28 protein-coding genes are annotated in these 26752 nt (G+C 62.6%); 2 read left to right on the top strand and 26 right to left on the bottom strand.

Annotation, left to right across the window (positions count from 1 at the left end; all coding sequences use genetic code 11):
* Positions 1-52: 52 nt before the first annotated feature.
* The 7 genes from HMPREF0372_RS03385 to leuC form a co-directional block, all read right to left on the bottom strand.
* On the bottom strand, positions 53-1243 hold the full coding sequence (locus HMPREF0372_RS03385) for a pyridoxal phosphate-dependent aminotransferase (RefSeq protein ID WP_007488993.1): 1191 nt from the start codon (positions 1241-1243) through the stop codon (positions 53-55).
* 121 nt (positions 1244-1364) lie between these two features.
* Positions 1365-1976, bottom strand: coding sequence for an ECF transporter S component (locus tag HMPREF0372_RS03390; RefSeq protein WP_007488994.1), 612 nt, complete (start codon positions 1974-1976; stop codon positions 1365-1367).
* A gap of 100 nt (positions 1977-2076) precedes the next feature.
* Positions 2077-2865 (bottom strand): type III pantothenate kinase, encoded by a 789-nt coding sequence (locus HMPREF0372_RS03395; RefSeq protein WP_007488995.1) that lies wholly within the window; start codon positions 2863-2865, stop codon positions 2077-2079.
* Positions 2866-2944: 79 nt separating this feature from the next.
* Positions 2945-3430 carry a VOC family protein gene (locus HMPREF0372_RS03400; protein ID WP_007488996.1) on the bottom strand — a complete coding sequence of 162 codons (486 nt, stop codon included), beginning with the start codon at positions 3428-3430 and terminating at the stop codon, positions 2945-2947.
* A 94-nt stretch (positions 3431-3524) separates the two neighbouring features.
* On the bottom strand, positions 3525-4604 hold the full coding sequence (gene leuB / locus HMPREF0372_RS03405) for a 3-isopropylmalate dehydrogenase (protein ID WP_007488997.1): 1080 nt from the start codon (positions 4602-4604) through the stop codon (positions 3525-3527).
* Positions 4601-5086, bottom strand: coding sequence for a 3-isopropylmalate dehydratase small subunit (locus HMPREF0372_RS03410; protein WP_007488998.1), 486 nt, complete (start codon positions 5084-5086; stop codon positions 4601-4603). Before HMPREF0372_RS03410 ends, leuB begins: the two co-directional genes overlap by 4 nt.
* Positions 5087-5101: 15 nt before the next feature.
* Positions 5102-6361, bottom strand: a complete 1260-nt coding sequence (gene leuC / locus HMPREF0372_RS03415; RefSeq protein WP_007488999.1) for a 3-isopropylmalate dehydratase large subunit — start codon at positions 6359-6361, stop codon at positions 5102-5104.
* A gap of 102 nt (positions 6362-6463) precedes the next feature.
* Here leuC and HMPREF0372_RS03420 point away from each other — a divergent pair, with 102 nt between their 5' ends.
* Positions 6464-7087 (top strand): Crp/Fnr family transcriptional regulator, encoded by a 624-nt coding sequence (locus HMPREF0372_RS03420; RefSeq protein WP_009256870.1) that lies wholly within the window; start codon positions 6464-6466, stop codon positions 7085-7087.
* A 2-nt stretch (positions 7088-7089) separates the two neighbouring features.
* Positions 7090-7707 carry a DUF998 domain-containing protein gene (locus HMPREF0372_RS03425; RefSeq protein WP_034566235.1) on the top strand — a complete coding sequence of 206 codons (618 nt, stop codon included), beginning with the start codon at positions 7090-7092 and terminating at the stop codon, positions 7705-7707.
* A gap of 38 nt (positions 7708-7745) precedes the next feature.
* Here HMPREF0372_RS03425 and spoIVA read toward each other — a convergent pair whose 3' ends face one another.
* From spoIVA to HMPREF0372_RS03515, 19 genes are all read right to left on the bottom strand, one after another.
* The gene (gene spoIVA, locus HMPREF0372_RS03430) at positions 7746-9224 is read right to left on the bottom strand and encodes a stage IV sporulation protein A (RefSeq protein ID WP_009256873.1); all 1479 of its coding nucleotides are present in this window, start codon (positions 9222-9224) and stop codon (positions 7746-7748) included.
* A 129-nt stretch (positions 9225-9353) separates the two neighbouring features.
* A complete protein-coding gene (locus tag HMPREF0372_RS03435; RefSeq protein ID WP_039996605.1) occupies positions 9354-10880 on the bottom strand; it encodes a DUF3794 and LysM peptidoglycan-binding domain-containing protein in 1527 nt (508 codons plus the stop codon).
* A gap of 164 nt (positions 10881-11044) precedes the next feature.
* Positions 11045-11215: a hypothetical protein gene (locus HMPREF0372_RS19585; RefSeq protein WP_021632386.1), complete on the bottom strand. Its 171-nt coding sequence runs from the start codon at positions 11213-11215 to the stop codon at positions 11045-11047.
* Between the two features lie 70 nt (positions 11216-11285).
* Complete coding sequence (locus HMPREF0372_RS03440; RefSeq protein ID WP_009256875.1) at positions 11286-11930, bottom strand: thiamine diphosphokinase; 645 nt, start codon at positions 11928-11930, stop codon at positions 11286-11288.
* The gene (rsgA, locus tag HMPREF0372_RS03445; RefSeq protein ID WP_007489007.1) at positions 11915-12796 is read right to left on the bottom strand and encodes a ribosome small subunit-dependent GTPase A; all 882 of its coding nucleotides are present in this window, start codon (positions 12794-12796) and stop codon (positions 11915-11917) included. Before rsgA ends, HMPREF0372_RS03440 begins: the two co-directional genes overlap by 16 nt.
* Positions 12796-14925, bottom strand: a complete 2130-nt coding sequence (gene pknB / locus HMPREF0372_RS03450; protein ID WP_007489008.1) for a Stk1 family PASTA domain-containing Ser/Thr kinase — start codon at positions 14923-14925, stop codon at positions 12796-12798. The genes rsgA and pknB overlap by 1 nt, the downstream gene beginning before the upstream one ends.
* A gap of 16 nt (positions 14926-14941) precedes the next feature.
* Positions 14942-15679, bottom strand: a complete 738-nt coding sequence (locus tag HMPREF0372_RS03455; protein ID WP_007489010.1) for a Stp1/IreP family PP2C-type Ser/Thr phosphatase — start codon at positions 15677-15679, stop codon at positions 14942-14944.
* A 74-nt stretch (positions 15680-15753) separates the two neighbouring features.
* Positions 15754-16782, bottom strand: coding sequence for a dual-specificity RNA methyltransferase RlmN (rlmN, locus tag HMPREF0372_RS03460; protein WP_007489012.1), 1029 nt, complete (start codon positions 16780-16782; stop codon positions 15754-15756).
* On the bottom strand, positions 16779-17396 hold the full coding sequence (locus HMPREF0372_RS03465; protein ID WP_007489014.1) for a hypothetical protein: 618 nt from the start codon (positions 17394-17396) through the stop codon (positions 16779-16781). The genes rlmN and HMPREF0372_RS03465 overlap by 4 nt, the downstream gene beginning before the upstream one ends.
* 1 nt (position 17397) lies before the next feature.
* Positions 17398-18708 carry a 16S rRNA (cytosine(967)-C(5))-methyltransferase RsmB gene (gene rsmB / locus HMPREF0372_RS03470; RefSeq protein ID WP_007489016.1) on the bottom strand — a complete coding sequence of 437 codons (1311 nt, stop codon included), beginning with the start codon at positions 18706-18708 and terminating at the stop codon, positions 17398-17400.
* On the bottom strand, positions 18709-19407 hold the full coding sequence (locus HMPREF0372_RS03475; RefSeq protein ID WP_007489018.1) for a zinc metallopeptidase: 699 nt from the start codon (positions 19405-19407) through the stop codon (positions 18709-18711).
* Between the two features lie 13 nt (positions 19408-19420).
* Positions 19421-20674 (bottom strand): glycosyltransferase family 39 protein, encoded by a 1254-nt coding sequence (locus HMPREF0372_RS03480; protein WP_007489019.1) that lies wholly within the window; start codon positions 20672-20674, stop codon positions 19421-19423.
* Entirely contained in the window at positions 20671-21591 is a 921-nt protein-coding gene (gene fmt / locus HMPREF0372_RS03485; RefSeq protein ID WP_007489020.1) for a methionyl-tRNA formyltransferase, read from the bottom strand. Before fmt ends, HMPREF0372_RS03480 begins: the two co-directional genes overlap by 4 nt.
* Positions 21588-22079, bottom strand: a complete 492-nt coding sequence (def, locus tag HMPREF0372_RS03490) for a peptide deformylase (RefSeq protein ID WP_007489021.1) — start codon at positions 22077-22079, stop codon at positions 21588-21590. The genes fmt and def overlap by 4 nt, the downstream gene beginning before the upstream one ends.
* Positions 22080-22091: 12 nt before the next feature.
* Entirely contained in the window at positions 22092-24569 is a 2478-nt protein-coding gene (gene priA, locus HMPREF0372_RS03495) for a replication restart helicase PriA (RefSeq protein ID WP_007489022.1), read from the bottom strand.
* A 64-nt stretch (positions 24570-24633) separates the two neighbouring features.
* Complete coding sequence (gene rpoZ, locus HMPREF0372_RS03500; protein ID WP_007489023.1) at positions 24634-24831, bottom strand: DNA-directed RNA polymerase subunit omega; 198 nt, start codon at positions 24829-24831, stop codon at positions 24634-24636.
* 6 nt (positions 24832-24837) lie between these two features.
* Positions 24838-25449 (bottom strand): guanylate kinase, encoded by a 612-nt coding sequence (gene gmk, locus HMPREF0372_RS03505; RefSeq protein WP_007489024.1) that lies wholly within the window; start codon positions 25447-25449, stop codon positions 24838-24840.
* Positions 25446-25718, bottom strand: coding sequence for an extracellular matrix/biofilm regulator RemA (gene remA, locus HMPREF0372_RS03510; protein ID WP_007489025.1), 273 nt, complete (start codon positions 25716-25718; stop codon positions 25446-25448). Before remA ends, gmk begins: the two co-directional genes overlap by 4 nt.
* A 14-nt stretch (positions 25719-25732) precedes the next feature.
* Positions 25733-26599 (bottom strand): YicC/YloC family endoribonuclease, encoded by an 867-nt coding sequence (locus HMPREF0372_RS03515; RefSeq protein WP_154023796.1) that lies wholly within the window; start codon positions 26597-26599, stop codon positions 25733-25735.
* Positions 26600-26752: the final 153 nt, after the last annotated feature.

A 26752-nucleotide genomic window follows, 5' to 3' on the forward strand; every position in this document is an offset into this window, starting at 1 on the left:
AATATCATAAAACGGGGGCGGACACAAGTTCCGCCCCCTGTTTTTGCCGTTGTCATTCCGCCAAAAATTTTTCCAGACGGTCCAGGCCCTCTTTGATATTTTCCATAGAAGTGGCGTAGGACCAGCGGACGAAGTTGGGCGCTCCGAAGCCGGAGCCAGGTACCACCGCCACCAGGCCGTACTTCAGGAAGGCGTCGGCGAACACGTCGTCATTGGTGATCTCCACCCCGTGAATGGTCTTGCCGAGAAGCTGCTCCAGGTTCATCATCACATAGAACGCCCCCTCCGGCTGGATGCAGCTCACGCCGGGGATGGCGTTCATCCGCTCCACAATGTAGTTGCGGCGCTGCTCAAAGGCCTGGCGCATGGTCTCAATCTCCGCCTGGGAACCGGAGAGGGCCACGGCGGCGGCCCTCTGGGAGATGGCCACCGGAGAACCGGTGGAGTGGCTGACGTAATTGGCCATCACCTTGGCGATGACGTCGTTGGCGCAGGCGTAACCGATGCGCCAGCCGGTCATGGCGTATGCCTTGGATACGCCGTTGACCAGGATGGTGCGCTCCTTGGCGTCGGCGCTGAGGGAGGCGAAGCTGGTGAAGGTGCGGCCGTCGTAGGCCAGGCAGGCGTAGATCTCGTCGGAAATCACATAAATATCCGCCTGGGTACACACAGCGGCGATGGCCTCCAGCTCCTCCCGGTCGTACATCATGCCGGTTGGGTTGGAGGGATTGTTGAGCAGAATGGCCTTGGTCCTGGGGGTGATGGCGGCAGAGAGCTTTTCCGCTGTCAGCTTGAAGTGTTCTGCCTCGGTGGCGGTCACAACCACCGGCACGCCGCCCACCATCTTGATGAGCTCAATGTAGCTCACCCAGTAGGGCGCCGGCAGAATGACCTCGTCACCGGGGTTGACCACTGCCCGCAAAGCCAGGTAGACCAAGTGCTTGGCGCCGCTGCTCACCACCACTTGGCTGGGCTTGTACTCCAGTCCGTAGTCGGCCTTCATGCGGCCGCACACCGCCTGACGCAGCTCCACCGTGCCGGCTGCGGGGGGATAGCGGGTGACGTTCTGCTCAATGGCCGCAATGCCGGCTGCCTTGATGTTGTCAGGGGTGTTGAAGTCGGGCTCCCCCGCTCCGAAGCCGATCACATCCACACCGTCGGCCTTCATCTGCTTGAACATGGCGTCGATAGCCATGGTGGTGGAGGCCTGTACGGCCGATGCAATCCTGGACAGCTCTTTCACTGAAATCGCTCCCTTGTACTTTAAAATCGTATTTTATTATATGCGGCTTTGCGACGTTTTGCAAGTCCTTAATCCTAAAAATGCAAAATCGGCGCCTGCCGACTGGCAGACGCCGATAAACTCAGGAGTGGCTCCGGGCGCTGACCACGCGGACAATCACCGTGCTGAGCACCAGGTTAATCAACAGTTCCAGAACAAAATTGATGCTGACCATAGTAAAGATCATATAAGTAATGACCGTCTGCCCAGCACCGGTGGCCCATGCCTCCAAATAGGTCGGGAACAGGAAAAACAGACCCAGCAGGAACAGGCCGGTATTGACCACCGGGCTGACGATGCCAGCGGCAATGGAGCCGCCCAGCATACGACCGCTGCTGTGGGATTTGCCGCCCCAGGCGATGGCCCGATAGACCAGGCCGGCAGCCAGACCGGCCAGGATGCCCTTGCCCAAGCAGACCAAGGCGGTCAGGAAGGGATTGGCATTCCACAGGATCGCTCCACCGGGGTCCCAGCCCAAAATGCAGGCCAACAATACGACGGCACCGAATACCCCGCCCAGGCACGCGCCTGCCTTCGGGCCGTACAGGGCCGCGCCGATCAGGATCGGCGCCAGGGCCAGCGTGATGGTGAAGGGGCCGAACTTGACAAAACTGGCGACTACCTGCAGGACAACAATAATGGCCGTCATCAGGGCCAGTCCGGTCAGGCGTCTGGTCTTTTCGCTTGCTCTCATATGAAATTACCGCCTGCTGCCGCTCCTTACCTGGAAGGATGCAGCGCAATTTATTTACCCACGGCAGACAGCCGTTGAGTACAAAAAATGGCGTGGCCGGTCACGCTTTCCGGTACTTTTTTGCGTTTTTCTGGTAGAGCAAATAAAGTCCGGTCATGATCAGATCGGCGTCATATTGAATGGGACGCTTGCAGTAGCGCAGAATCCGAGGGGCATTTCCGCCGGTGGCCACGGTGGTGACGCTTTGGCCTATGCTCTCCTCAATGCGCTCCAGCATCCCGTCCACCATGCTGGCGTGTCCGTAGAGCACGCCGGAGCGCATGGCCTCCTCTGTGGTGTGGCCCATGAGGCCCACCGGGGAGGCGGTTTCAATGGAGATAGGCGGAAGAGCGGCCGCCCGCTCCGACAGAGCGTCCAGCGCCAGGGCCAGCCCCGGCATAATGATGCAGCCCTCGTATACGCTGCCTACAATGAGGGACAAAGAGGTGGCCGTACCCATGTCCACCATGACAATGGGGCTTGGATATTTGGCGATCGCCGCCACCGAAGAGGCCACGATGTCACTGCCCAACTGGTTGTGGATCTCGGCCTTGATGTTCAAACCGGTCCTGATGCCAGGGCCCACCACCATGGGGGGGATGCCGGTCAGGCGGGCGATGGCATCGGTGAAGATGGTAGTCAGCGGCGGAACGACGCTGGAGAGGATGGCCCCGTCTACCGTGCACGCATCCGCCCCATAGAGCTGAAAGACGCCCAGGAGCTCGATGGCGCACTGATCCCGGGTCTTGCTGCGGGAGGTCTCCAGCAGGGCGCGGAACAATAACTCCCCTGTACCGTTGAACAGGCCGACCGTCGTATTGGAATTGCCCACGTCTACCGCCAGAATCATAACATATCCCCCTCCCCACAAATATTTTTATTATTATAGCAATAAATACAGCGAAAGATCAAGCTGGTATCTGCTGTTCCTACCCCTTTTCGGAGCTTGGAACTGTGTTCAGGAGTTTGGTCAAGTCTCCTATGGAGGCACCCATTTTGACCGAAACCTCCTCCATAGTCATGCCGGAAGCCAGAAAACGGCGGATTACCATCCCCATGTCCTCCCCCACTTCAATGAGGTGCCCATCTGGATCGTAAAAGCGTGCCACCCGCTGGCCCCAGTCGTGTTCGATGATGCCGCCAAGCCGTTCTATACCCGGATAGGCATCCAGCTTTTCAATAAATCCATCAAAATCCGTCTCTTCAAAGACCAATTCCATATTGTTGGGCTTTTTCCGCACGTGCATACTCGGCACTCCAATTAGCCAGTCAAAATCCTGTTGCAGCGCCAGCCCACAGGTAAAGGCAATATTTCTCCCGTAATCCTGGGCCACCTCCAGACCAAACAATTCCTGATAAAACGCTTTTGCAGCGTGAATGTCCCTGACAGACAGAAGTGCGCAGATATATTTCATTGGTTTGTTCCCCTCTCCGTTACAAGATAGAGCCAGTATACCATATGAAGTGGGCAAACACAAGAAACAGGGCAGCCTTTTGGCTGCCCTGTTTTCATCCAATATGACGGCAGATGAGTTCGCCCATCTTTTGGGTGCCGATGGGGGTGACGCCCGGCCCGGCGATGTCGGGGGTGCGCCAGCCTTCGGCCAGTACCGCGTCCACTGCCGCCTCCACCGCGTCGGCCTCGGCGGCCAGGTGGAAGGAGTAGCGGAACATCATGGCCACCGACAGGATGGTGGCGATGGGGTTGGCCTTGTCCTGACCCGCAATGTCGGGGGCGGAGCCGTGGATCGGCTCGTAGAGGCCGGGGGCGGTATCGCCGATGGAGGCGGATGGCAGCAGGCCGATGGAGCCGGTGACCATGCTCGCCTCATCGGAGAGAATGTCGCCGAACATGTTCTCAGTAACCACCACGTCGAACTGGCCGGGGTCTTTCACGAGCTGCATGGCGCAGTTGTCCACCAGCACATCCTCGTACTGCACGTCGGGATACTCCTCCGCCAGCCGGTGCATGACGGAGCGCCACAGGCGGGAGGTCTCCAGCACATTGGCCTTGTCCACACTGGACACCTTCTTGCGGCGGAGGCTGGCCAGCTCAAAGGCCCGGCGGCCGATGCGCTCAATCTCCTGCTCGGAATAGGCCATCCGGTCGGCGCACTCCACACCCCGGTCAGGGGTGTCGTACCGCTCCCTCTGGCCGAAGTAGATGCCGCCGGTCAGCTCCCGCACCATCATCAGGTCGATGCCCTTCTCCGCCGTCTCCTTCTTCAAAGGGCAGGCGTCCGCCATGGCGGGGCGCAGGGCAGCGGGGCGCAGATTGGCATACAGGCCCAGATCCTTTCGGATGGCCAGCAGGGCGGTCTCAGGCCGCTGCTCGGCGGGCTTGTCGGAACCCCACTTGGGGCCGCCCACAGCGCCCAGCAGCACCGCGTCGCAGGCCCGACACTTCTCGGCGGTGCCGTCGGGATAGCTCTTCCCCACCGCGTCGGTGGCGCAGCCGCCCAGCAGCACCTCCTCATAGGTGAAGCTGTGGCCGAACTTCTGGCCGACGGCCTCCAGCACCTTGACGGCCTCCCCCACCACTTCGGGGCCGATGCCGTCGCCGCGGATGAGCGCAATTTTATAATTCATTTCGCCGCACCTCTCGCCTTCAGGGATTTGAGCAGGCCGCCGTTGTCCACGATGCCCTGGACGAAGGCGGGAAGGGGCGCGGCCTGATAGGTCTTGCCGGTGGTCTCGTCGGTGATCACGCCGGTACCGAAGTCCACGCTCACCGTGTCGCCGGCCTGAATGCCCTCCGCCGCCTCGGCGCACTCCAGAATGGGAAAGCCGATGTTGATGGCGTTGCGGTAGAAGATGCGGGCGAAGGAGGGCGCGATGACGCACTTGACGCCGCAGGCCTTGATGGCCAGGGGGGCGTGCTCCCGGGAGGAGCCGCAGCCGAAGTTGGCCCCAGCCACGATGATGTCGCCCGGCTCCACGGTGGAGGCGAAGCCGGCGTCGATGTCCTCCATACAGTGGGAGGCCAGGGACTTTTCATCGGGGGCGTTGAGATACCGGGCGGGAATGATTACGTCGGTATCCACGTTGTCGCCGTATTTGTAAACCTTCATTGCCTTACACCTCCATCAGAGCTTGCGGGGATCCGCCACACAGCCCGCCACGGCGGACGCGGCGGCCACCGCGGGGTTGGCCAGGATGATCTCGGAGCTGACGGGGCCCATGCGGCCCACGAAGTTGCGGTTTGTGGTGGAGATGGCCCGCTCCCCGTCGGAGAGCACGCCCATGTGGCCGCCCAGGCAGGGGCCACAGGTGGGGGTGGACACGGCACAGCCAGCCTCGATAAAGGTCTGGATCAGCCCCTCGGCCATGGCGTCCAGGGTGATCTGCTGGGTGGCGGGGATGACGATGCAGCGCACTCCGGCGGCCACTTTGCGGCCCTTGAGCACTGCCGCGGCCTGGCGGAGATCCTCCAGACGGCCGTTGGTGCAGGAGCCGATCACCACCTGGTCAATGTGGGTGCCCGCCGCCTGATCCACGGTGCGGGTGTTGGAGGGCAGGTGCGGCAGGGCAACCGTGGGCTGGAGGGTATCCAGATCGATGACCACCTCCCGCTCGTACTCGGCGTCGGCATCGGGCTCCACGGCCTCCCAGGCGCGGGTGACCCGGCCGTCCAGATAGGCCCGGGTCTTGTCGTCCACGGGAAAGATGCCGTTCTTGGCCCCGGCTTCAATGGCCATGTTGGCGATGGTGAAGCGGTCGTCCATGGACAGGGAGGCTACCCCTTTCCCGCCGAACTCCAGGGACTTGTAAAGGGCGCCGTCCACGCCGATGGTGCCGATCAGGTGGAGGATCACGTCCTTGCCGGATACACAGGGCTGGAGTTTGCCCTTGAGGGTGACCTTGATGGCGGAGGGGATGCGGAACCAAGCCAGCCCCGTGGCCATGCCCGCGGCCATATCGGTGGAGCCCACGCCGGTGGAGAACATGTTCACCGCGCCGTAGGTGCAGGTGTGGGAGTCGGCGCCGATCATGGCCTCGCCGGGGGCGGTCAGGCCCTGCTCGGGCAGGAGGGCGTGCTCTACACCCATGCAGCCCACATCGTAGAAATGGGTGATGTCAAAGCGCTTGGCGAACTCCCGTACCTGGGCGCAGAGCTGGGCGGCCTTGATATCCTTGCAGGGGGTGTAGTGATCCAGAACCAGCGCGATCTTTTCCCGGTCGAACACCTGGGTCAGCCCCGCCTTGTTGAACTCGGCGATGGCCACCGGGGTGGTGATATCGTTGCCCAGCACCAGATCCAGCTTGCCCTCCACCAGCTGGCCGGGGACAACATGCTCCAGGCCGGCGTGCCTGGCCAGGATCTTTTGAGTCATGGTCATTCCCATGGTTGGGTGCCTCCTTTTTATTTCAGTGGCACCAGAATAGCATGGCCCCTTGCCAAAAGAATGTAAAGCGTGTTACAATTGACCAAACAGGAGGTGAACGCAATGGCGCAGGACCACATCTGGGCGCCGCTGGCGGAGGGGCAGCCCACCCACCATCGAGAGCCGGGGCAGATGATCTATTTACAGGACACGGAGGCCGCGCAGTTTTACTATATCCTCACCGGAACGGTGAAGTGCTTTATCAGCTCTCCCGACGGGGACGAGCGCACCCTGGCCCTCCACCACGGCGGGGAGCTCATCGGCGAGGCGTCCTTCTTTGACCGGCAGCCACGGGTCTCCTCCGCCGTGGCGGTCACCCCGTGCGAGCTGATCTCGGTGAACCGGCAGCATCTGGAGGCGGTGTTTGCCCGCCGGCCGGACCTGGCCATCTCCATGCTGGAGTATCTGGCCCGCACGGTGCGCCTGCTCTCTGGCCATGTAGACAGCGCCTTTTTGCAGGCGGACAAGCGCATCGCCCGCCATCTGCTGGCCCTCGAGCCGGACGCCAGGGGTCTGCTCCACTGTACCCATGAGGAGATCGGCTCCTCTGTGGGGGTGAGCCGGGTAACGGTGAGCCGGGTGCTGGGGGACTTCGACCGACGGGGCTGGGTGGAGACCGGCTATAAGAGCCTGAAGCTCTGCAACCGGCAGGCGATTGCGGATTTTCTGACCGAGGGGGTGGGGTGAGCGTGGGCTGGTATTTCCTGCTGGCGGCGGCCGGGCTGGATCTGCTCCTCCCCTTCCTGCTGGCCCCATTTTACCCCGGCTACTCCCACCGGCGGCAGGTCATGAGCGTGCTGGGCAGCCCGGAAAGTCCGGTGCGGTGGGTGTACCGGGTGTGGCTGGTGGCGCTGGGGCTGCTCCTGTGCGCCGCCACACCAGACCTATGGGCTGCCTTTGGAAACCGCTCTCCTGTCCTGACCGGGCTGCTGATCGCGGTGCTCTGCGTGTTCGCCCTGGGGGCAGGGGTACTGGCCGGGCTGTTCAGCGTCAATGCCGACAAAGCGGTGGAGACAGCGGCCTCCCGCATCCACGGCGTCGGCTCGGTTCTGGGCTTCCTGGCCCTGGCCTTTGCTCCCCTTCTGGTGGCGCTGCTGGCTTTTCGGGATGGTGCCGGCGGGGCCGGGGTATTCTCCCTGATCTGTTTTGCCCTCGATGTGTGCTGTTTCACCCTCTTTGTTATGGCGGACAAGGAGGCGTGGCGTGGCACCCGGCTGGCCCAGGAGGGCACATGGCAGCGGCTTACCCTCCTGTTTATGTACCTGCCGCTGGCCGTTCTGGCTGCCTCACAGCTCATTCAGAAATAGACCACGAGGGGGCGTCCCATCTGGGACGCCCCCTCGTTTTACAGAATGATGCAGATCAGTCCGCCGGAGCCCTCGTTGATGATGCGCTGGAGTGTCTCCTGGAGCTTGGCGCGGGCGTCGTCGGGCATGCGCTTGAGCTTGCCGTTCAAATCCTCGCTGACCAGCTCATGGAAGGACTTGCCGAAGATATTGGACTGCCAGATGGCCTTGGTGTCCCCCTCGAACTCCTGAAGCAGGAAATTGACCATCTCCTCGCTCTGCTTTTCGTTGCCCACGATGGGCGAGACCTCGGTTTCGATGTCCGCACGGATCATGTGGATGGAGGGGGCGGAGGCCTTCAGGCGCACGCCATAGCGTCCCCCCTGCTTGACGATCTCCGGCTCCTCCAGCACCAGCTCGTCGGTGCTGGGCACCACGATGCCGTAACCGGTGGACTTAACCTCTTCCAGCGCCCCGGCTACCTTGTCATACTCCGTTTTGACGTGGGCAAGGCTGGAGAGCAGCTCCATGAGATCACCATCGTCGTGGATGGTGAAGCCGGACTGCTCGGAGAGCGTATCGTAGAACAGCCCCCGGGGCAGCTCCAGCTGGGCGGCGGCCAGACCGGTGCCCAGGCTGATGGAGGTGATACGGGCGCTGCTGACAGTGTCGCACTCCCCAATGGCGGTGACCGTACGCTCCACATCCCGGATGCGGTGCATCCCGGCCGCCCCCTCCCGGATGGCCGTATACAGGCCGCTCTTGATGGGGTGGTCGTAAGGCAGGGCGTCCACCCAGGGGGGCAGGAACAGATCCAGCTCCTTCACCGGGAACTCGTAGAGCACCCCCTTGATGATGGCGGTTACCGCCGCCTCGTCCAGCTCCAGGCAGTCGGCGCACACACACGTCACGTCATAGCGGGAGGCGATGTCCGCCCGGATGGCCTGTGCCCGGTCGGAATTGGGGTAGGACGAGTTGAGCACCACCAGGAAGGGCTTTCCCAACTCCTTGAGCTCGGTGATCACCCGCTCCTCCGCCTCCAGATAGTCCTCCCGGGGGATGTCGGTAATGGAACCGTCTGTGGTGACCACGATACCGATGGTGGAATGCTCCGCAATGACCTTGCGTGTGCCGATCTCCGCGGCCTCGGTCATGGGGATCTCATAGTCAAACCAGGGGGTGGTTACCATGCGGGGGCTGTCGTCCTCCAGGGAGCCCACCGCGCCGGGAACCATATAGCCTACGCAGTCGATGAGGCGGACGGAGAAGGCCGCCCCGTTGTCCATGGTGACCTGAACGGCCTCCTCCGGGACGAATTTGGGCTCGGCGGTCATGATGGTGCGCCCGGAGCCGCTCTGGGGCAGCTCATCCCGGGCCCGCTCCCGGCGGTACACGTTGTCGATATTGGGGATGACCATGGTCTCCATGAAGCGTTTGATAAAGGTCGATTTTCCCGTCCGCACCGGCCCCACGACGCCGATATAGATATCCCCCTCGGTACGCAGGGCAATATCTTCATAGATCTTGCGTTGTTCCACTTGCGATTCCTCCTTCGGCCGCATGAGCCGGTCGTTTTCTCTACATACCTATGGGGATAAGCCGTAAATTATGCCTCGTCCCCGGACAGAACCAAAAAGCCCGCCCGGCATTTGCCGGGCGGGCTGGTTTTACCGCTTGCGTGGGATGAGCAGGAGCTGCCCCTCCGGGGCCACGTCCTCCTCCAGCGCGTTGGCGCACATGATGTCCTGTGCGGTGGTACCGTAAGACTTGGCAATGTCCCAGAGCCGTTCCCCGTTTCCTACCATACGCAGAACAATGGAGGGCTGGCCGGAGTGATCCCGGGGGGTACCCTCATCCATATGGACCGCAGACACGGCGGCTGTGGTGCGGCTGGTCATGGCCGTGTACCGGAAACCCACCGGGAAGCGCACCTCAATGCCACCCGTCGTCGGGGTGGCAAAGACAGGGGCGGTACAGCCGCAGTGGCAGGAGCAGGACGCCTCCTCAGGCAGCTCCAGGGGGCAGGCGGCCTGGAGCTGCCGGGTGATGGAGGTGCGGGCGCCGTCCTCCGTGAGGTAGAGCACCGTCACGTTGGCCTCGGCGGTCAGCGTCACCCGTCTCCCGTCCCGGCTCTGGGTGATGGCGCCGATGGTCACATAGGCGTCCGACACCTCCTGGGCCAGCATCCCGGTTTCCAGGATCTCCCGCACTGTCAGCTCCTTCTCCCCGTGCTCCACCAGACGGCCCAGCGTATAGGTCCGGCTCTCCGCCGTAAGCTGGAAGGCGGTAGAGTACACATCCGTCAGCATCTGGAGCGTGCGCTCCTCCCGCACCACCGCTTGGGCCAGCAGCCCCATGGAGACGCTGATGGTGCGGCCGTCGCCGCTGTCCAGGGCGCAGTCCAGGCCGGTCAAAACCACGTACACATCACAGGTGGACTCCTCCCCCGCCCCGGTAATCTCCATGATCTGGGAGAAGGGCAGCTCATATTCCGCTGTGCACAGTCCGCCGGCGGAGGAGCGGTAGAGCATCTGAAGCTGGCCCTCCCCCTTGAAAATAAGCTTGTTTCCGATGACCTTGGACTCACTGCACCGCAGGGCAGCGCGGCACTTCAGCAGCTCTTCCGCCTCCGGCTTGCTGCCGGACAGGCTGATTTCATCAGAAAATGTAAAGGGCTTCTCCTGCACGCAGACTGTGGTACAGGCATCACACTGCTCAGACATCTGCTGCACACCAGCTTCCTCCGGAGCCAGCACTCCGCTGCAGATGTCATCCTCCACCGGGGCATAGACCTGCACACAGAAAGCCAGATCCACCCGGACCAGCACCTTGCGGGGGTTGATCAGCCGGGCGTCTGCCCCCTGTACCCGCGGCAGGGCTACCACGCGGCACAGAGGCGTCAGCGCCGGGTGCTCCAGAGTACAGGAAAAGGGCAGTTCCACCTCCATCCGGCGTATCCCCTCTTCACCGTCCGGGAGGTAGAGCAGCGCCGCCCGTACCGAGCCGGAGAGCTCCACCCGACCATCCTGGAGCACCTTGTCCCGCAGGCATACCACGCCCTCGGTATCGCAGATGCGAAGGATATCCGGACAGGCATCCGGTACAATGCTCTCCAGTGTCTCCTCGCGGCAGACGGTTGTATCCAGTACGGCCTCATAGCCGCTCCGTTGAGTCCGATCCAGTTCCAGCTCCATAGCGTTCCACTCCTTGTACGGGCCGCAGCCCTTTTTCATGCATTCTGCTACAGAACTATATGTACAAGGTGGGAAGACTATGCCCGTGGCTCATGCGCCCCGGATGCCGAAAATGGTCTTGAGTATTCCGCGCAGCGCTTTGGGTGATTTAACCACGACGATCTTCATAGCACAGCCTCCCTGTCGTCCCAAATTCGTTTGAGCCAGTCTCTGCCCCGGCTACCCGCCCAAGCACCCGCACCGAAGGCGATCAGACAGGCCGGATGGAGCAGCAGGGCTGCCCCCCCCACGCACAGCGCTGCCGTTCCCAGGCGCTTTCTGGTTTGTAGCGTCAAAATGGCCGCCTCCTTTCGCAACTGGTTCTGTACCAGTATACGCAGGAGGCGGCCAAGGGTTCCCAGTTCATCAGACGCGCTGGCTCCGGATCAGCAGGGCGCGGCCGGCGGAAAGGCAGATCTCCACCTCGTCGCCCAGCGGCTCATTACTCACTGAGAGGGTGTCGCCGCGAGTGAGTACCGCGTCGGTCAGCGGATATTTGAGTCCCCGCAGGGTGACGCCGGTCACGCGGCGATCCAGAGGAACCAGAGAGAGGTAGTGATAGCAGGGACGGTTGGTTAGCCGCAGCACTCCACTGTCCAGCAGGCGCACCTCATTATCGGCATCCACCAACAGCGCCCGGCCGCCGTGGTCGGCGATCCACTCCAGAAGCACCAAGTTGGAGGCGGTATGGTCCAGCCGTCCCCCAGTACAGCCGCACAGCAGGAGCTCCCGGTAATCCAGCTCCAGTGCCTGATCCACCGCTGCCTGGAGGTCTGTCATATCCTTTTCCACCGGAAGCGTGATGCAGGGGACATCGCCCTCCGGCGCACCGCCGGAGTCCCAGTCGCCGATCAGATAGTCCGGCCGCAGTCCGGCCGCACGGGCGTTGCGTACCCCGCCGTCGGCACAGAAGACCGTCCATCCGCCACCGTCCAGATAAGGGCGGAGAAAGGCCCCGTCTCCGCAGGGGACTGAGCCGAAAAGCAGCGCGCGCTTCATTTCCGTTCCCATTCGGGCACTTCCTTTGCCTGCTGATACAGCCGTACATAGCTGGCGTGACGGCTGGGGGCGATCTCTCCAGCCTTTACCGCAGCAAGAACTGCACAGCCCTTTTCCTTTACATGAGAACAGCCGGTGAATCGGCATTGCTCCAGATAAGGGGCGAACTCCCGAAAGGTATATTGCAGTTCCTCAGGGCGACGGAGCTCTATCTCCTCCGTGTCGAAGGAGGAGAAGCCGGGGGTATCTGCCACAATGGCGCCGGAGCGGAGCCGAAACAGCTCCACATGGCGGGTAGTATGGCGGCCACGGCCCAGCTTGTCGGAGACCTCCCCCACCTGGAGGCGGAAGCCGGGCTCCAGGGCGTTGAGTATGCTGGATTTGCCCACACCGGAATTTCCTGTAAAGGCAGAAACCTTTCCAGCAATTGCCCCAGAGAGCTCCTCCAGTCCCTCCCCTGTCTCGGCGCTCACCCGGAGGGTGGGGAACCCGGCAGCGCGGTAGGTCTGGTAGAGCTCCTCCGCCGCATCCAGGTCGCACTTGTTGATGCAGATGACCGGCTGGCAGTTCCGCCCCTCCGCAATGGAAACCACGCGGTCAATCAGGAATGGGTCGGTAACTGGAATGGCGCCGGAGGCAATGACTACGAGCTGATCAATGTTGGCCACCGCCGGTCGCTGAAATTCGTTCCTGCGGGGCAGGATTTCATCGAGAATCCCCGCCCCGTTATCCAGAGGGGTGAAGATGACCTTGTCCCCCACCAGGGGGGTGATCCTCTGATGGCGGAACTTTCCCCTTCCGCGGCAGGCGACCAGAACCCCATCTACGCCGTCCACGTAATAGAAGCCGCTGATGGCCTTTAAAATAATCCCTTCCATCAGCCGAAGTTCATCATGCGGGTCTCGGAGAGCTGCCCGTCAAGATAGACATCCACTTGCTGGAAGCCGGTTCCATAAAGTGTTACCACCCGGACGCCTAGTACGGTCTGTACGTCCTCATTGAACTGATCCTGCCCGTTGACTGTGACCCGGACACGGACAGTCTCCTTGTCGGAGCTGGCCAGATTTACCGTATAGCTGATGGGCTTCAGCGCACCTCCGCTGCCTGGTGTGGGGGAAACCTCCGGGTCGGTAGAGGCCCCCGGCGTGGGAGTCGGGGTGATCTCCGGGGCGGGAGAGGTGGAGGGATCTGCCCCTTTGCTCAGGCGCAGATGGATGGTGGAACCCTTATCGACCTCGGTACCCGTCTGGATGGACTGCCAGCAGACCAGACCCTCGGCGTAGTCATTGCTATACTGAGGCTCGTCAAATACGACCACCAGTCCCAGCGTTCCCTCGGCCTTAGCGCGGGCCTCCTGCTCTGTCATGCCGAGGAACGGGATAATAACAGAGGTTTCCGTCTTGACACCGCTGCTGACTACAAGAGTGACCTTCTCCACATCGGCCAGATCGGTCTCCGCCACCGGGTCGGTGGAAATCACATAGTCCTTGGTTACATCCTCCGAGGTCTCCTCCCGGATAACCAGATTACCGGCCTCCTCGGTGAAGCCGAGTTCCCGCAGGGTATTGATGGCCAGACGCTTATCCTGATTCACCAGGTTGGGCATCCGGTTCTCCTCCACGTCGGTGCTGCCGCTGCCGTTGCTGATATCGACAGTGATGGTGGTTCCCGCCGCAGCGTTGCGTCCCGATTGCGGATCCTGGTTCACAATCTGTCCTTTGGGTAAAGTGCTGTCCACTTCCTGCCCCTCTACGACCTGAAATTGAGCCACGGTTACGCCGCTGTCCGCCCGCGCTTCCTCGATGGTCTTACCCACCAGATTAGGGACATTGTAGACAGTCTGCCCCGGGCTGCTGAAGAAGGAGACCCAGAGAAATACGCCGATGCCGACTACAAACACGGCCACTGCTGCAATAGCCAGAATAATGGGCAGACGACTGCCGCCCCCATCCCGCCGGTCCGGATAGTCGTCGTAGTCCACCTCGTCCTCAAGGGGAACCGCACGGCTTTTGCGGGGCTTCGGTGTGGGACGGGCATAGGGCTCCTCCGACGCGGCCCGGCTGGCATGGGCCGGCTGGGAACGCACGGTATGGGGTGTGTTGGCGCCCAGAATCTGAGTAGGCTCGTCGCCGTCGGCGATGAGCAGATCGGCGGGCGTATAGTCGAAATTGATGCTGGGATTCTTGCGGAACTCCTCCAGATCCATCAGCATGGCGTCTGCCGATACATAGCGCTGGTTGACATCCGAGGCCATAGCTTTCATGGTGATGGCCTCCAGAGCCTCTGGGATCTCTGGGTCGATCTCCCGTGGGGAGAGCGGAATGGAGTTGATGTGCTGGATCGCCACCGCCACCGGGGACTCCCCCTCATAGGGCAGGCGGCCAGTGATCATCTCATAGAGTACCACACCGGCGGAGTAGATATCGCTGCGGGCGTCGATATGGCTGCCGCGGGCCTGCTCCGGCGAGATATAGTGTACTGAGCCCAGGGCCTCCTGGGTCAGGGTGGCCTGGGCGGCGGAGGTGAGCCGGGCGATGCCGAAATCGGCCACCTTCAGGCTGCCGTCCCGCAGCACCATCATGTTGTGGGGCTTGATATCCCGGTGGATAATCCCCCGGCTGTGGGCGTGGGAGAGGGCCTTCATGATCTGAGTGATGAAGTGCAGTGCCTCCCGCCAGGCCAGCTTGCCTCCCTTCTTCTGCATATACTGCTTGAGGGTGATGCCGTCGATGAGCTCCATAACGATGTAATCCAGCTCCGTGGAGTGGGACACATCGTAGACCGCCATGATGTTGGGATGGGAGAGCATGGCGACGGCCTGGGACTCATCGTGGAACCGGCGGCGGAACTCAGCGTCCTGAGCCAGCTCCTCCTTGAGAATCTTCACCGCCACCAGCCGGTTGAGGCGGTGATCCCGCCCCTTGTAGACCACGGCCATACCGCCCGTCCCGATGCGCTCAATAATCTCATATCGGTTGTCGAGTAATTTCCCTATGTACTGATCCATAGTTCATTACCCCCTTTTAAACGATCTGAAAGAGGACCGCCGTAACGTTGTCCGGCGCGCCTCTGGACAGAGTGATGTGGAGCAGGCGCTGGCAGCAGTCCGACGGCTCCCCGCCGTGGATGGCCTCGTAGAGCAGCTCCTGGTCCGTGACGATGTTGCTCAGCCCGTCGGAGCAGAGCAGCAGGAAGTCCCCCGGCTGGAGCTCCTTCTCGTACAGATCTGCCCGGATGCGCTCCTCAGAGCCCAGTGCCCGGGTGATCAGGTTCTTCCGGGGATGAGTACGGGCCTCCTCGGGGGTGATGTCCCCCCGCGCCACCATGTCCTCCACCACCGAGTGGTCCCGGGTCAGGCGGGTGATCCCGTCTTCATTGATGTGATAGGCCCGGCTGTCTCCGATGTTGAGCAGATAAGCGGTCTGCTCCACCACCAAGGCCGCCACCATAGTGGTGCCCATGCCGCGGCAGTCCGGGTCAGTGACGGCCCGGTGATAGACTGCCGTATTGGCGGTCTCCGCGGCCCGCGAAAGAACGGCGGCTGGCCCCGCCTCGCCATCGCCATCCGGCTGCATGCCCTGCAGGGCGTCCACGAAGGTTTCCACGGCGATGAGACTGGCGATATTGCCCGCCTTGGCCCCGCCCATCCCGTCGCACACGACGCCGACCGCCAGGTGCTCTGAAGGAACGTCTAAGTAGAAACCGTCCTGATTTTGTGTTCTTACCGCGCCTTTGTCGGTAATACCCCATGCGTGTATCATACTGAACTTGCCTCTTTCCCGCGCCAGTCTGCCTCTGTTCACGCCCTGCGCGGCCAGGCGTGAGCCGACTTATGTTAAGTGTGTTCCTGCTGCATTGTCTTGCGGCGGAGCTGACCGCAGGAGGCGTCAATATCGCCCCCCAGCTTGCGGCGTACCGTGGCGGTGATGCCGTGGCTCTCCAGCCGCTTCTGGAAGGCCGCCACCCGCCTGCTGGGCTTGAGGGGGCTCTCCTCCACATTGTTGAGGGGAATCAGGTTCACATGCCCCGGCGTCCCCTTCAGGTGCCGAGCCAGCAGATCTGCCTGCCAGTCGGCGTCGTTAACTCCGTCAATCATGGCGTATTCATAGGAGATCCGTCGGCCGGTCTTTTCAAAATACCGGCGGCAGGCGGCGAACAGCTTCTCCACCCCTACGCTCCGGTTGACCGGCATGATGCGGCTCCGGGTTTCGTCGTCGGGGGCGTGCAGGGACACAGACAACGTTAATTGTAACTGATAGTCGGCCAATTTGTCAATTTTTTCAGTCAGGCCGCAGGTGGACAGCGAGATGTGCCGCATACCGATGTTCAGGCCGTCGGGGCTGTTGACCAGCTCCAGAAAGCGGAGCACCGTGTCGAAGTTGTCCAGCGGCTCCCCAATGCCCATGAGCACGATGTTGCTGACCGGGGCTCCGGAGTCCATCTGGGTGAAAAGCACCTGATCCAGCATCTCAGCGGGTGTTAAGTCCCGCACCTTGCCCCCTAGTGTGGAGGCGCAGAAAGCACAGCCCATGCGGCATCCCACCTGAGAGGAGATGCACACAGTATTCCCATGATGATAGCGCATCAAAACCGTTTCAATACAGTTTCCGTCTCCCAGCCGCCACAGGTACTTGATGGTGCCGTCCAGGGAGGAGACCTGCCTGCGCTCCACCTGGGGCGCGTAGAGGATACAGGAGGCGGCCAGCTTCTCCCGCAGAGGCTTGGAGAGGTTGGTCATCTCGTCAAAAGAGAATACGCCCCGGTGAAGCCACTGGAACACCTGCTTGGCTCGGAACGCCGGCTCCCCCAGCTCCTTGAAATAGGCGGCCATCTCGGTCAGATTCATGGATTTGATGTCGGTCATGCGTTCTCTCCCCCGCCGGGCCTCCCCGGCGGCTCCAGTCCGTATTTTTTTGCCACCGCTGCCAGACGCTCCGGTGGGATGGGCGCTGGCTCCTCCTGCCGCAAAAACCAGGAATCGTAATCCGGGGCAGGGCACTCCCTCAGAGGGAAATCAGCCCGGAACTGATCCGACTGCACCCAAACCTGAAGGAAATACCAACCGCGCTGATAATCTGTAAAGGGATCCCGGGTAATCATACGCTGAAAGCCGGGTTCTTTCAGCAGTTTAGGGTGATAAGGTTCCTCCCGCCACAGCTCCAGTCCCAGCACCGGAAAGTTGTAAGTATCCGCCAGGTCATGATCCACACAGTCGCACACAAAGCCGGACTCCTTTGACAGGACGGCAATCACATCCTCCACATGGGTGTGGATCAGATCCTGACCACGGTACAAAATCCGGATATTCTCCGACGTATTCAGTCCGATCCGGGACAAGCAGCCTTCTTCATACTCCAGGTAAAAGGAGTCAGGGGGCTTAGGCAGGCCCAGCCGGTTCCGGAGTTTCTCCGCCTCCTCCTGTGTCATGCCCAAGCGGAAAGGCCCCAGCCCAACACGGGGATACACCTCATAATCCATCTTAAATCCTCCTGAGCTTGGCAAAGAAAAAGCCGTCGGTGCCGTGGCGGTGGGGCCAGCAGGTGAGCATGCCGGTGTCTGTATCCAAGAAGGGGCCAGAAACTTGGAATCCCTCTAGTGTAAAGTCTCTCTGCTTGTCCAAAAACGCTCTCACGACCCCCTCATTCTCCCGCTCCAGCAGGGTGCAGGTGGCGTAGAGAAGCACGCCGCCCGGGCGCACATAATCCGCCACATTGTCCAGAATGGCGGCCTGCACACGGGGCAGGTTCTCCAGAGGCTCAGGATCCTTGTAGCGAATGTCCGGCTTCTTGCGGATGATACCCAAGCCGGAGCAGGGTACATCGGCGATTATCAGATCAAAGCTGTTAAGTAATTCGGCTTTTCGCTCCTTGCCGTCCAACAGGTTTGCATGGATGATATCCAGGCCCAGCCGCTGATAGCCCGCCTCGATCAGGCGCAGCTTGTGGGGGTGAATATCACAGGAGGTGACGCTCCCCCGGTTCTCCATGGCGATAGCGGCGGCGAAGGATTTGCCTCCAGGGGCTGCACAGGCGTCCAGCACCCTCCACCCCGGCTGCGGCGCGGCGGCCAGCACCGCCAGATGGGCGGCGGCATCCTGGATGTAAAAGTACCCCTTCTGGAACGCCTCCAGGTGTTCCAGACTTCCGGTGCCGTTCAGGAACAGGCAGTCCGGCAGCCAGGGATGGGGTTCCACTGCCACCCCCTCGGCCGTCAGCATGGCAGCCAGCTCCTCTGCGGAGATTTTGAGGGTGTTTACCTGGGCACAGGTGGGGGGCTCGCCGTTGTCGGCGGCCAGCAGGGCCTCCGCCTCCTCTCTGCCCAGCCGGGCAACGAAGGAATCCACCAGCCACTGAGGATGGCTGTACCGGGTGGAGAGGTCGGCGGGCGGCTCCAGCGCCTCCCGCTGGCGGATCAGGCTGCGGAGCACCCCGTTGACCAGCCCTGCGGCCCTGGGATTTTTGGCCTTCTTTCGGGCCAAGGACACCGCCTCGCTGACGGCGGCGTGATCCGGCACCCGGTTCAGATACAAAAGCTGATAGGCTCCCAGGCGCAGCAGGTTGCGGATAGACGCCTCCAGCTTGTGCAGCGGGGTGGCACACAGCTTTGAAAGGTAAAAATCCAGCAGCATCCGGTTTTGGAGTACACCGAAGCACAGCCGGGTCGCCAGAGCGGCATCCCGGCCGTCCAGCTTCGCTCCGCCGATGGCCTTTTTCAGATATCCGTCTGACCACGCGCCCTGCCTCTCGCAGGCAGTAAGGGCGTCCAGTGCCACTTCTCGGGCCTGCTTCATCTAATCCCTCCGTCGTCCTGCAAAGGCCAGCAGGAACCGCAGCAGTTGAGCCAGGGAGACCAGCAGGGCTGCCACATAAGTCATGGCGGCAGCCCCCAGCACCTTGCGGGCACCCCGAAGCTCATCGTCCTCCAGCAGATGGGTGCCCTCCAGGCTGGCAATGGCCCGGCGGGAGGCGTTGAACTCCACCGGCAGCGTTACAAGCTGGAACACCACCGCCGTGGCAAACAGCAGCACGCCCACGCCGAACAGGGGCTTGGAGTAGAGCAGCAGGCCGATGACGATCAAAATCAGGGAGAGCTGGGAGCCGATATTGCAGATGGGCACCAGGGCGGAACGCAGCTTAATGGGGCCATACCCCACCGCGTACTGCACCGCATGGCCCGCCTCGTGGGCGGCCACTCCCACCGACGCAATGCTGTTGGAGCCGTACACCGCGTCGGACAGGCGGATGACATTGCTCCGGGGATCGTAGTGGTCGGTCAGCCGGCCGGAGACCCGCTCAATGCGCACATTTTGAATGCCGTGGGCCCGCAATACTGCTTCCGCCGCCTGGGCGCCGGTAAAGCCCCGGCGGCTGGCCATACGGGAGTAACGGTTGAAGGTGGAGGACACATTGAGCTGGGCCAGCAGGGCGATCAGCATGGCCGGTACCAGGATCATCCAGTAATAGGGGTCATAATAGTAGAAAAACGGCATGGAATCCCTCCGTTCACATAATCTGCCCGCCCAACAGGTAGCACCACAGGTTCGCCAGGAACCCGACCCCCATCCCGCCCGCCAGCAGGGCGGTGAGCCGGGGCCGTTTTTCCGTCAGCCCTGCGGCGAACAGGAAGAACGGCAGGGCGCAGGACAGGTAGCGCCCGGCGCTGAGCAGCCAGGACAGGGAGTAGTTGAGCACCAGATAGGCGAAGGCATAGAGCGTATACATGCTCCGAAACCGCCCGCGGGCGTACCAGAGCAGTGGGAAAAAGGCGGCAAAAAGCAGCAGGGTGGGAATCCAGATCTGAATCCGTATCGCCTCGTCATAGTAGGACAGGGCATTTTGCAGCACATACCACAGAGTGTCTGAGATCCAGCATAAGCCCTGGCTCCAGTGCTCCTGCATCACCGTAAAGGCAAAGGGAGCCCCCGCCACGGCGGCGTTGAGGCCGAGATAGGCCAGGCTGCCCACAGCGGGCAGTAGTACCGCCGGCAGGCGGCGGAGGATGGCCCTCCCGTCAAATTTCCCCAGACTCTCTACCAATTCCGCTCCCGCCGCCCCAATGAGTAACAGACCATGCATGCGGGTCATAGCGGCCAAAACACCCCACATACCCGCCCGCCACCAACGGTGGCGGCGGATGTGCCAGAGAGCGGCGGCCGTAGTCAGCAGGAATAGCCCCTCGGTCATCACCCCGCCGAAGAAAAAGGCATATGGAAAGAGAGACAAAAAGAGAACCGTCCGCCGGGCGGCACCTTTCCCCAGCTCCCAGGCCGCCAGCCGGTACAGATAGACGCACCCCGCGGAATAGCACAAAAAGGACACCATCAAGCCCGCCGCCATGGTATTATGCCCCGTCAAGGGGCAAACCAGCCGCACCAGCCAGGGATAGAGGGGGAAAAAGACCAGAAACAGGGGTCTGCCGTCCTCCCAATAGCCGGTGTAGCCCAGTTCGGCCAGGCCAACGTAGTGCCATGCATCCCATTTCTTCCAGATATCCGTGGCCCAGGACAGACCGGTACCCGGGTAGAGCACCAGGCAGGCCAGCGCGGCCACCGCCAGAAAGACGGTCAGGCGGAAGAGCAGGGCGGCGGAGAACACATGCAGAAGCTCCCGGCGGCTTACCTCACAGCCTCTGGAGGCAGATGCCGGTACGGCACAGGGCGCCGGAAGTCCGGCGGCCCCCAGCCACCGGAGCAACAGAGACAGCCCCAGGGCCAGCACTACTCCAGAGACCGCCAGCGTCCAGAGCAGATGGATCATCCCACAGGGATGGGGTGCCCCCGCAGATAGTCGGCGGCCTTCATGCGCTTGCCGCCGTCGGCCTGAAGCTCGTCAATGCGTAGCACCGTGCCGCCGCCGCAGGCCACCTGAATTCCCTCCTTCCCGGCGGCCAGAATGGTGCCGGGGGCGGCGGAAGTCGTGGCGCCCAGTACGGAAGCGGAAAATACTTTACAGCGATTGCCGCCCAGTTCAGTGACAGCGGCGGGCCAGGGGACCAGCCCCCTAACCTGGTTATGCAGCGCCCGCGCCGGGCGGCTCCAGTCCATGGGGGAGAGCTCCCGGCTCAGCATGGGGGCCAGGGTGGCCTTGCCGTGCTCCTGGGGGGTGCGTGTGGCTGTTCCGGCGGCAATGTCCGCCACCACGTTCACCAGCAGCTCCGCTCCCAGCACCGCCAGGCGGTCATGAAGAGCTACCACAGTCTCGTCGGGATCAATGGGGGTGGCGGCCTGGGCGATGATGTCGCCGGCATCCAGATCGTGGGCCATGTGCATGATGGTCACGCCGGTTTCGCTGTCCCCATTGAGCACTGCCCAGTGGATGGGCGCCGCCCCCCGGTATTTGGGCAGCAGGGACGAGTGGACGTTGATGCATCCCTTGGGGGGCGCGGCCAGGATCTCATCCGGCAAGATGCGGCCGTAGGCGGCCACCACGATCAGCTCTGGGGCCAGTTCCTGAATCAGCGCCAGAGCCGCTCCGTCCCGCAGCTTGACGGGCTGATAGACCGGGATATTGTGGGCCAAAGCGCACACCTTGACCGGCGGTGCCTGGAGCTTCATGCCACGGTTCCTGGGCTTGTCGGGCTGGGTGAATACCCCGCAGACCGTGTGCCCGGCGGCAATGAGCGCTTCCAGGGAGGGTACAGCAAAATCGGGGGTGCCCATAAACAGAATTCTCATTCTCCCTGCTCCTCCATCATGCGGTCCAGCTCCTCAGTGGTGTAGAGCCGGTCGGCATGCTCGGTGAACAGGTGGCCGTCCAGATGCTCAATCTCGTGGCAGAAGCATCGGGCCACGATCTCCTCCCCCTCGGCCTCAAAGAAATTGCCGTTGCGGTCCTGGGCGCGCACCCGTACCTTGTAGGGGCGCTTGACCACGCCCCAGCGGCCGGGCACCGACAGGCAGCCCTCAAAGCCCTCCTGCTCCCCCTCCTGGGAGACAATTTCGGGGTTGACCAGCTCCAGCATGTTGTCCTCGGCGTCCACCACAATGACCACCCGGCGGAGAATCCCCACCTGGGGGGCGGCCAGGCCAGCCCCGTTGGCATCGGCCAGGGTCTCCTTCAGATCGTCCAGCAGCGTGTGCAGGCGGGCATCAAAGCTGGTGACCGGGCGGCACATCTTGTGCAGGGCAGTGTCTCCATCCGTCAAAATCTTGCGCAGGGCCATGGTGTTTCCTCCTTAATCCAGTGGGTTCACGTCCGCCGAGACGGACACCCCCTTGTTTTCCTTGTCGGTTTGCGCACAGCGGACCAGATGGGCCACCATGGCGCGAATTTCCTTTGTATTTTGTGCCGCCAGAGTCAGGCGGTAGCGGTAGCGGTCGTTGATCTTGGCCACGCTGGCCGGGGCGGGGCCAAGGACGGTCAGCTCCCAGTCCCGAAACGGCGGCTGGGCCAGCCACCCCTCCAGGGAGCGCCGCAGGCGCATACAGGTGCGCAGCACCGCGCTCTCCAGCGGCCCCGAGGCCGTCAGGACAAACAGCTCCCGAAAGGGCGGGCACAGGCGCATCCGGCGCAGCTCGATCTCCTGCTCATAGAAGCTGTCGTAGTCCTGACGGGCGGCGCAGCGGATCACGTCATTCTCCGGGGTAAAGGTCTGGATGACCGCCCTCCCCTGTTTGGCACCCCGCCCGGCCCGGCCCACCACCTGGGTGAGCAGGGAAAAGGTGCGCTCCCCCGCCCGGTAGTCGTCCACATACAGGGAGAGATCGGCGGAGATCACCCCCACCAGGGTGACATTCTCAAAATCCAGCCCCTTGGCCACCATCTGGGTGCCCACCAGCACGGGAATCCGCTCCTTCTCAAACCGGGAGAGCAGCTTCTCGTGGCTCTGGGTGGCGGAGACGGTGTCGGTGTCCATCCGCAGGATCTCCCGCCCCGGAAAGGCGGCGTGGAGCTCCTCCTCCACCTTCTGGGTGCCGTAGCCGAGGAAGTTCAACGCCCCGCCGCAGGAGGGGCAGGCGTCGGGCAGCGGCTCGGAGTGGCCGCAGTAGTGGCACATGAGCCGACCGTTGGCCGAGTGGTAGGTCAGGTGGACGGAGCAGCGGGGGCACGTGGGCACCTCGCCGCACTCGCCGCAGGTGACCATGCGGCTGGCCCCCCGGCGGTTGAGGAAGAGAATACTCTGCTCCCCCGCCTCCATGGCGGCGGCCAGCCCGGCCCTGAGGGGCCCGCTGAGTGAGGTGCCGTTGCCGGCGCGGAGCTCCTTTTTCATGTCGGCGATAAGCACCTCCGGCAGGGCCTGCTCGTTGTACCGGCGGCGCAGGGTGAACAGGCGGTAGTCCCCCCGCTTGGCGTGGTACATGCTCTCCACCGACGGGGTGGCGGAGCCCAGTACCAGCAGGGCGTCATTCTGAGCACAGCGGTATTTTGCCACGTCGCGGGCGTGGTATTTCGGGACGTTCTCCGATTTGTAGGTGGACTCCTGCTCCTCGTCCAGAATCAGCAGCCCCAGATTCCGCAGGGGGGCGAACACGGCGGAGCGGGTACCGATGACCACCCGGGCCTGACCGCTCCGCACCCGCTTCCACTCGTCGTACCGCTCCCCCGCCCGCAGGGACGAGTGGAGCACAGCGATGTCGTCCCCGAAGTGGGAGGCGAAAATGCGCAGGAGCTGGGGGGTCAGGGCGATCTCGGGCACCAGCACCATGGCGGTACGGCCCCGGGCCAGTGCCTCATAGATCAACCGGAGATACACCTGGGTCTTGCCGCTGCCCGTCACCCCGTACAGCAGGGCGGCAGCGGGTCTTCCGACCGCCGCCAGGGCGTCCAGTCCCTCAAAGGCCGCCTGCTGCTCGGCGTTGAGCACCGGGGGAGCGGCCCGCTCCCCCGCCTCCACCGTCACCCGACGGAACACCTCACGGTGTTCCAGGCGCAGGATACCGCTCTTTTCCAAAGAGCGCAGGGTGGCGTTGGCGGCCCCGGTGAAGTAGCACAGCTCCTTAGCCGAGGCGCTGCCGAGGGCGCACAGCAGCTCGGTCACGGCATACCGCAGGGGCGCGGAGCGGCGCCTTGGCGTGACCAGGGCCATGGCCTCCTCGGGCGGGATGGCCAGCGAGGCCACCAGCTCTTTCTTGTCCCCCACCCCCCGGGAGGCGCTGGTTTCCAAGGTGAGAATGCCCTTGTCCCGCAACAGCTTGAGGGCGGGATTGGGATCTTTTGTCCCGAACGCCTCCTTGATTTGGGCCACATCCGCCTCCCGCCCCGAGGCGAAGAGCAACTCCACGATGCGCCGGGCGTGCTCTGACCGGCCCGCCGCCGCATAGGCCGCCTCCCGGTCCACGCCGGGGGCCAGCTTCCAGCGATCCTGAAGGGAGAAGTACAGCCCCGCCGGGAGCATGGCCCGGGCCGCGTCGTACACGGTGCAGAACCAGCGTTCCCGCATCCACAGGGCCAGCCGGAGGGCCTCGCCGTCCAGCACCGGCTCTTCGTCTAGAACGGTGAGAATGCTCTTGCGCCTTGGGTCGTCCGGGTACCCGCCCTCCAGCGCCAGGACGATGCCCTCCGTCCGGCGGTTGCCCGCCCCGAAGGGGACGACCACCCGCATACCGGGGCGCAGGGTGTCCAGCAGCTCCGGCGGTACCTGGTAGTCGTAGGGCTTGTCGATGGCGTAGGTAGCGGCCTGCAACGCGATCTTGGCCACGGTATTCCCCTCCATCTCTCCGCCCCCTTTCCTCCAGAAAAGGCAAGCGCCGGGCGCTTCCCCGTCGCTTGCCTTATGCTCACTCCTCGTCGTTCAGCTCAACCTTGCCCTCGGCCACCTCACGGATAGCGATGGTCACGGGCTTGTCGTCCAGCGGAATCCCGGCATCCTCCGCCTCGCTGGCCACCTGGCGGGCCCGCTGGGCCACTACGTTCACCAGCATATAGCGGCTGGGTACCTGCTTGAGCAGTTGGTTCATCGGGGGTTCGAGCATCATATTGGATCAGACTCCTTCCACAAGATTGATTCGGTGCTTGGTACGGCAGCTCTCCGCCGTCAGGATGGCGATGATCTCGCCCGCGGCCTCGGATACCTTGTCGTTGACCACCAGATAGTCATAATTGGGGATCTGCTTGCACTCCTCACGGGCCTTCTGGAGGCGGCCCTGGATGACCTCCTCCGCGTCGGTGGCCCGGCGGTGCAGGCGGCGGGAGAGCTCCTCAAAGGAGGGGGGGATGATAAAGATAAAAACCGCGTCTGGGCACTTGGCCCGCACCTTGGCCGCGCCCTGCACCTCAATATCCAGCAGCACGTCGGTGCCGGCGGACAGCTTCTCCTCGATCAGGCGAAGGGAGGTGCCGTAGTAATTATGGACATATTCGGCGTATTCCAACAGCTCACCGCCGGAAATCATGGACTCAAACTGCTCCCGGCTGACAAAATTGTAGTTGACGCCATCCTCCTCTCCCACCCGCGGCTGGCGGGTGGTGAAAGAAACGGAGAAGTAGATGTTTTCCCGTTCGCTCAGGAGCTCGGAAATCACCGTGCTCTTGCCCACACCAGACGGGCCGGAGAGCACAATGAGCTGCCCCCTGGTTTTCTTTTTCAGGTTCATGCGTCCTCATCCTCCTCTGGGGCGGGCTCGTTCTCCCGGCCGCCCAGCCGCCCGGCCACTGTCTCTGGCTGTAGGGCCGAGAGAACGATGTGGTCGCTGTCCATGATGAGCACCGCCCGGGTGCGCCGCCCATAGGTGGCATCAATGAGCACACCCCGGTCCCGGGCCTCCTGGACCATGCGCTTGATGGGGGCCGACTCCGGGCTGACAATGGCGATGAGCCGTCCGGCGGAAACCATATTTCCAAATCCGATATTGATAAGCTTCATCCTGCCCCACCGCCTTACTCGATGTTCTGGATCTGTTCCCGGATCTTCTCGATCTCGGCCTTGATATCCACCACGTATCCGGCGGTCTCAATATCATTGCATTTGGAGCCGATGGTGTTGGCCTCCCGGTTGAACTCCTGGATCAGAAAGTCCAGCTTGCGGCCTACGGGGCCCTCCTGGGCCAGCATGTGGTCCAGTTGGGACAGGTGACTGCGCAGGCGGACGGTCTCCTCGTCCACAGCCACCTTGTCGGCATAGACGGCGGCCTCGGTGAGGATGCGGCTCTCATCAAGCTGGGTGTTCTGAAGCACCTCCGCCATTTTGGCGCTCAGGCGGGCCCGGTAGTCGGCCACAATGCCGGGGGCGCGCTCCTCCACCCTGGTAGTGAGGGCCTCGATGGTGTGTGCCCGGCCGGTCACATCCTGGAAGAGCTTTTCGCCCTCCCGCGCCCGCATGGCGTCAAAGTCCTGAAGGGCCAGCTCCAGCACGGAGCAGATGTCCGCGCTCACGGCCTCCAGATCCTCCTGGGTCTTCTCTACCAGGAAGACATCCTGGAACCGGGAGAGCAGGGAAACCGAAATGTCGTCCTTTAAGCCGTAGCTGTCCCGCAGCGCGCACAGCGCGGCATAGTAGCCATCCGCCACAGGCTTGTTGACCGAGATGGATACATCCCCGTTCTCCGACGGGCCGATGGTGACGAACACATCCACCTTGCCCCGGGAGATATGGGCCTGTACCTTGGATTTGATGGCGTCCTCCGCAAACACATAGATGCGGGGCAGCTTGATGGTGCAGTCCAGATAGCGGTTATTGACGGAGCGCAGCTCCACAGTGATGGAGCGGCCATGGACCACGGCCTCTCCCCTGCCGTAGCCCGTCATACTTTTCACCAACGCGGGTTCCCCCTGTTCCATTCGTCTTTTGTTCTGAGGCTATTCAAAAATTATACCAGACTAGGAAGTCTTTCGCAATACCCTGTCCACCCGGGCCACATAAAAGGAGTGTAGGACTACAATACATATTGGACATCTGAA

The sequence above is a fragment of the Flavonifractor plautii ATCC 29863 genome, from assembly GCF_000239295.1.
Lineage (GTDB): Bacteria > Bacillota > Clostridia > Oscillospirales > Oscillospiraceae > Flavonifractor > Flavonifractor plautii.